The organism is Halococcus hamelinensis 100A6 (assembly GCF_000336675.1).
Classification (GTDB): domain Archaea; phylum Halobacteriota; class Halobacteria; order Halobacteriales; family Halococcaceae; genus Halococcus; species Halococcus hamelinensis.
The window spans coordinates 87637-93636 of sequence record NZ_AOMB01000035.1 but is presented as its reverse complement, the minus strand read 5'-3'; the positions used below and the strand labels follow the sequence as shown (position 1 = coordinate 93636).

Genomic DNA, 6000 nt, shown 5'->3' with positions numbered 1-6000 from the left:
ATCTCCATCGAGTCGCCCGAGAGGTCCCGCATCGTGTACTCAGCGTTCGGGTCGCTGAGCTGTGTGTAGTCGACCATCGTCGGTAGTGGATTCTACGTGGAGAGTTAAATGAACCTCGTTATGTGTCCCTAACCTCCGTTTCGGTGAAGTACGTCCGACCCGTTCGGGGTACCACCTTCGAGTTGTTTATGTTCACACTCCCGGTAGCGGCGATATCTGAAGCGGAGTGGCCAACGCGGAGTTCGTAGGAACCGTCGTGGACCCTCAGATTCATGTCACGGTCGTGGTAGGCCAACTGCGTCGCGTCGATTTCGAACGATATCCGTGTCGACTCACCAGCATCGAGCGAAACACGCTCAAATCCCACTAGCTCCTGAACCGGTCGCGCTTGATCCGGCGATTCAGCGTGAGCATACAACTGAACCACGTCGCTTCCTCCGCGACCCCCAACGTTCGTGGCGGTGACGCTCGCCGTGACCGAGCCAGATGCGCCGAGAGTGTCCGTCGAGACCTCGAAGTCGTCGTACTCGAACTCGGTATAACTCAAGCCATGCCCGAACGAGTACAGCGGTTCGCTCTCGGTGTAGACGTGGTCCTTGTTCGCCGAGTTCGGACGACGATCGTAGTGGACCGGGAGCTGTCCGACCGACCGCGCGAGCGACACTGGAAGATGGCCACCTGGATTGTAGTCACCGAAGAGGACGTCGGCGATACCCGTTCCACCCTCCTCGCCGGGGAGCCACGCCTGTACGACGGCAGGCACCTCCTCAGCGACCCACTCGATCGAGTGGGGTTTTCCGCTCACGACCACGACGACCAGCGGCGTTCCCGTTTCGTGAACTCGTTCGAGGAGTTCGGTCTGGACGCCCGGGAGACCGAGGTCCGTGACGTCCGATCCTTCGCCGCTGGTCGGGAGTGCCGGATTGGTCACGTCCTCGGCATCGGGGTCGGAGAAATCGACTGCCGAACGCGCGCCGACGAATGCGAGCGTCACGTCCGCGCCGGCGGCTGCCTCGACGGCTGCATCGAATCCGTCGGTACTTGGACCACTCGTCGTACAGCCCTCCTCATAGGCTATCTCGGTGCCGTCGGCGTGTACGCGGATGGCATCGAGCGGCGTCGTAGCGTCGAGCGACACTTCCGCTTCGGGATAGTGCGCGGGATAGGCGTAGTCGCCCATCATCTCCTGACCATCGTCGGCCTTCGGACCGACCACGGCGAGCGAATCGGTATCGTCGAGCGGCAGGAGCTCGTTTTCGTTTTTGAGTAGAACGATCGATTCCCGTGCGGCACGTTCGGTGAGTTCCGTGGCCGCCTCGGTGTTGAACGCGTCGGCCGCCACGCTGGCGTCGACAGTCGAGTCGTCGACGAGGCCCTTTCGGAACTTCATACGGAGTACGCGGCGGACGGCCTCGTCGAGCGTTGCTTCGCTCAGTTCACCGTTCTCGATCGCTTCCGGGAGGTGCTCGTAGCAGTCGGTGGCCGGGAGTTCGACGTCGATACCGGCTTCGAGGGCCATCACGGCGGATTCGCGGTCGGAGTCGGAGACGCCGTGTTCTTCTCTGAGGAAATCGACGCTGTAGTAATCGGAGACTACCGTTCCGTCGAATCCCAGCTCACCCCGTAAGAGGTCCGTCAAGAGCCATTCGTTGCTCGCAGAGGGGATCCCGTCGATATCGTGGTAGGCGTTCATCACCGATTCGGCTCCCGCAGTCGTGATTGCGGCCTCGTACGGGAACAGATGGGTCTCGCGTAGCTCGCGGGGACCGACGTTCACCGACGCCCGATTCTTCCCGCCTTCGGAGGCGCTGTGAGCAGCGAAGTGTTTCAGCGTCGCCGAGATGCCGTCCTCGATCGAGGGGCCCTGAAGACCGGCTACGTACGCACTCGCCATCGCCGCGACGAGATACGGGTCCTCGCCGAAGGTCTCCTCGACGCGACCCCACCGGAGGTCGCGAGCAACGTCGAGCACCGGCGAGAGCGCGTGTGTCGTCCCGATGGCCGCCATCTCCGACCGAGTTCGCTCCATGACCTGCCTCATCAGATCGGGATCCCAGCTACTCGCCATTCCGATGGATTGGGGGAACGTCGTACCCTCCGGGCCCATGTACCCGCTCAGACACTCCTCGTGGGGGATCGCGGGCACGCCGAGCCGTGTCTCCTCGAGGATAGCCTGCAGCTCGTTCGTGACGCGTGCGGCCTCGGTCGGCGGGAGGCTTCCTTCGCCGCCGATACGGGTCAGGTGGCCGATCCCGTTCGCCAGCAGCTCTTCGGCGGCGTCTCGATCCAGTTCGCCGTCCTCGTCTAGGAGTTCGTCCGCGTTCACCGAACCGAGCTGTGCGGCTTTTTCCTCACGCGTCATCCGCGAGAGTAGGTCCTCGACCCGTCGTTCCGTTGGAAGGGATCCGTCTCGATATACCGGGTTTTTCGTAGGGTCCTGCATTACAGTTCGTGGATTCATCGGGACCGGTCTTAACGATTCGGTCCACGATGGACGGGTGGTGGTCGGTGACCCGACCGTCGCTCGGTCGCCGACCGGCGAGGACACACCCTCCGAATTTATCACCTGTCCACCAGTGTGGTTCATCTACGATGGCATTCCTCGACGAGGAGTACCTCCTCGAAACCGAGACGGCCCGAGAACTATACGAAACGATCCGAGGGCTCCCCATCCTCGACCCCCACAGCCACGCTGACGTGGCCGAGATCGTGGCGAACGAAGGCTGGGACGACATCTGGGAGGTCGAAGGGGCAACCGACCACTACGTCTGGGCGGCGATGCGAAAGCGCGGTGTTCCCGAGAACCGTATCACGGGCGCGGCCTCGAACCGCGAGAAGTGGAACGCCCTCGCGGGGGTGTTTCCCGAACTCGCCGGAAATCCCACCTACGAGTGGATCCACCTCGACCTGAAGCGCCGGTTCGGCATCGAGAAACCGGTCTCTGCCGAGACCGCCGACGAGATCTGGGCGGAGACGGCCGCCCAACTCGAGGAGGATTCGATGCGCCCCCAAGCGCTGCTCCGGGAGATGAACGTCGAGGTCGTCTGCAGTACCGACGACCCCACCTCCTCGCTCGACCTGCACGACCGTGCGTCGCGGGAAGTCGACGGTGTGGACGTGCTCCCGACGTGGCGCGCCGACCGCGCGGTCCACATCGACCATCGCGACTGGGACGACTTCATCGGGGATCTCGACGCGGCGACCGACGACGACGACGTGAGCGGGTTCGACGGATTCCTCGACGCGCTCGCGGCCACCCACGACCGCTTCGCCGAGCACGGCTGTCGGGCGAGCGACCTGAGCGTTCGCGAGCCGGTTTCCCGCTCCGTGAGCGAACCCCGCGCGAAGGAGATCTACGAAACGAAACGACGTGGAGAAGCACTCAGCGAACGACAGGTGAGGGACTTCAAGGCGTTCATGCTCGAATACATCGGTTCCCTCAACGTCGAGAAGGGCTGGGTCACACAGCTCCACATCGGCCCCGTTCGGGATTACCGCGACGAGCTGTTCGAGGAGCTCGGGTCGGCCGCCGGGGGTACCGTGACCACGGGCGACATCGAGATCGCCGAAAACCTGCGGTACTTCCTGAACACCTTCGACGGCGAGGGCGAGGTCGTACTCTACTGCGTGAACCCCACGCACTATCCGACACTCACGACCATCGCGAGGGCGTTTCCGAACGTCAGCGTCGGCCCCGCGTGGTGGTTCAACGACAGTCCCGTCGGGATCGAAGGGCAACTGGAGTACGTGGGCTCGGTCGACCTGCTTGCGAACCACGCAGGGATGGTCAGCGATTCACGGAAACTGCTCTCGTTCGACTCGCGCTTCGAGATGTTCCGTCGGTCGCTGGCGAACGTCGTCGGCCGGCAGGTCGAGCGCGGTCGCGTGCCGATGGACGTGGCGCGTGACCTGGTCGAGCACGTCGCTCACGACCGGCCGATGGAACTGTTCGGATTCCGGTAACCGGCGCGTCGCTCGCGACGACCACCGGTCCCTTGGATTGCCGCTTCGGGAATCTGTTTCGGTCGGTCGGTGCTCGAATCGGTATGGGAACCACGGTGACGGTCTGGAACGAGTTCGTCCACGAGCGCGAAGACGACGACGCGACGGCAGTCTACCCCGATGGCATCCACCGAACGATCGCCGACGCACTCGACGAACGTGGCTTCGATACCCGAACGGCGACGTTGGACGAACCCGAACACGGCCTCACCGAGGACGTACTCGACGAAACCGACGTGCTCGTCTGGTGGGGTCACACGGCCCACGAAACGGTCGACGACTCGGTCGTCGAGCGCGTCGCCGACCGCGTCCTCGGCGGGATGGGCCTGCTCGTCCTCCACTCCGCGTCCCTCTCGAAGGTCTTCCGGTCGCTGCTCGGGACGACCGGGACGCTCCGCTGGCGCGAGGCCGACGAGCGCGAGCGGCTCTGGGTGACCGACCCCGGCCACGAGATCGCCGCCGGGGTCGAGGACTTCATCGAACTCGCGGAGGCGGAGATGTACGGGGAGCCGTTCGACGTACCGACGCCCGACTCGGTCGTGTTCACTTCGTGGTTCGAGGGCGGTGAGGTGTTCCGCTCCGGGTGTTGCTGGCGTCGCGGGAAGGGACGGGTCTTCTTCTTCCGTCCCGGTCACGAGACACACCCGATCTACCACGACCCGACGATCCAACGTGTTCTCGCCAATGCCGCCGAGTGGGCGACCCCCGCCGTCGAGGACCGTTCGACGCCAACCCTCCGGAACGTGGACCCATGCGAGCGGATCGAGGGCTACTCGTCGTCGAGCGAGTCGGAGTGACCGGCGGCCGTTCCGGCTTCTCCCCTCACTCGTCGCCGGCGTCGCGTTCGACGTCGGCCAACAGGGTGTCGACAGCAACCGTCTCGCCCGTTTCCGCGCTCTCGACGGCGGCGAAGACGAGGGCCATCGCTCGGAGGTTGTCGCGAGCGTCGGTCGCCATCGGTTCGCCGCCCGCACACCAGTCGGCGAACTGCTCGACCAGCCACGCGTTCCCCCACTTCCCGCGGTCGTCGAGGTCGACGTGGTCGCCCGCCTCGAAACGGGTGTTCCCGGTGAAGCGTTCCTCCCGGGGATCGTAATCGAAGCGCCGTATCTCGCCGCCGTCGAGTGCGAACGTCGTATCGCTACAGTCGACCCGGATGTGTTCGGCCCCCCATCCGTTGAACGTCTCGGCGAGGGTATTCAACCCCTCGTAGCTGACGCTGGTGCCGCTCTCGGTGACGAGGTGGACGACGACGTTCGGATCGCCCGCGAAATCGGAGTGAGGTGGGTTCCACGCGTTACAGAAGACCGTCCGGACGCGCTCGTCGACGAGGTCGGCCAGCAGGTCGAGGTGGTGTATCGACCCTTCGACGAGCATCGGGTGGCGCTCCACGTCGTAGAGGCGTTCGGGCTTCCACGTGCCGTACGAGCGGGCGTTGATCGCGTACCGACAGTAGCAGTTGTCGACGGATCCGGCGTCGGCCGCCCGAACCCGTCGACGGAGCGTCGTCACGTCCCGCCGGTAGCGCTGTGTCATGGTGACGCCCACCTTCAGGCCCGCGGCTGCCGTCCTTCGGGTGATGCGTGCGGCCGCCGCCATCGTGTCGGCCAGCGGCTTCTCACAGAGGAGGTCAAGGTCGCGCTCGATTGCGAGGTCGACGAGCGGCTCTCGGACGCCCGGTGGGACGACCAGCGCCAGTGCGTCGGCGTCGCGCTCGTCGACGGCGTCGGCTACCGAGGCGTAACAGCGCTCGGCCGGCAATCCGAGCAGTTCTCGCCCGCGTCCGAGCGCGTCGTCGTCGGGGTCGACCGCGGCCACGACTTCGACCGTGTCGTCGGCCACGTTCGGCGGCAGGAAGTCCCGACACCACGCCTCGCCCTGATTCCCGGTGCCGACCTGGATGATGCGAACCGTCACGGGTGACAGTCCGGAACCGAGGGCATCACCTTGCCGGAACCGGCAACCCCGGTCATCCCGACCCGGCGGCGAACGACCACG

Annotated in this window: 4 protein-coding genes; 2 read left to right on the top strand and 2 right to left on the bottom strand. The window is 65.0% G+C overall.

The window, feature by feature from the left end:
* Positions 1-118: 118 nt before the first annotated feature.
* Positions 119-2362: a glycoside hydrolase family 3 N-terminal domain-containing protein gene (locus tag C447_RS12920; RefSeq protein WP_007694569.1), complete on the bottom strand. Its 2244-nt coding sequence runs from the start codon at positions 2360-2362 to the stop codon at positions 119-121.
* Positions 2363-2592: 230 nt separating this feature from the next.
* Here C447_RS12920 and uxaC point away from each other — a divergent pair, with 230 nt between their 5' ends.
* Positions 2593-3963 carry a glucuronate isomerase gene (gene uxaC / locus C447_RS12915; protein WP_007694567.1) on the top strand — a complete coding sequence of 457 codons (1371 nt, stop codon included), beginning with the start codon at positions 2593-2595 and terminating at the stop codon, positions 3961-3963.
* An 83-nt stretch (positions 3964-4046) separates the two neighbouring features.
* Entirely contained in the window at positions 4047-4799 is a 753-nt protein-coding gene (locus C447_RS12910) for a ThuA domain-containing protein (protein WP_007694565.1), read from the top strand.
* A 25-nt stretch (positions 4800-4824) separates the two neighbouring features.
* On the opposite strand, the gene C447_RS12905 is transcribed toward C447_RS12910, so the two are convergent.
* Positions 4825-5919: a Gfo/Idh/MocA family protein gene (locus C447_RS12905; RefSeq protein WP_007694564.1), complete on the bottom strand. Its 1095-nt coding sequence runs from the start codon at positions 5917-5919 to the stop codon at positions 4825-4827.
* Positions 5920-6000 lie beyond the last annotated feature (81 nt).

Coding starts and splice junctions, on each gene's coding strand:
- uxaC (WP_007694567.1), top strand. CDS start 2,593: ATGGCATTCCTCGACGAGGAGTACCTCCTCGAAACCGAGACGGCCCGA.
- C447_RS12910 (WP_007694565.1), top strand. CDS start 4,047: ATGGGAACCACGGTGACGGTCTGGAACGAGTTCGTCCACGAGCGCGAA.
- C447_RS12920 (WP_007694569.1), bottom strand. CDS start 2,362: ATGACGCGTGAGGAAAAAGCCGCACAGCTCGGTTCGGTGAACGCGGAC.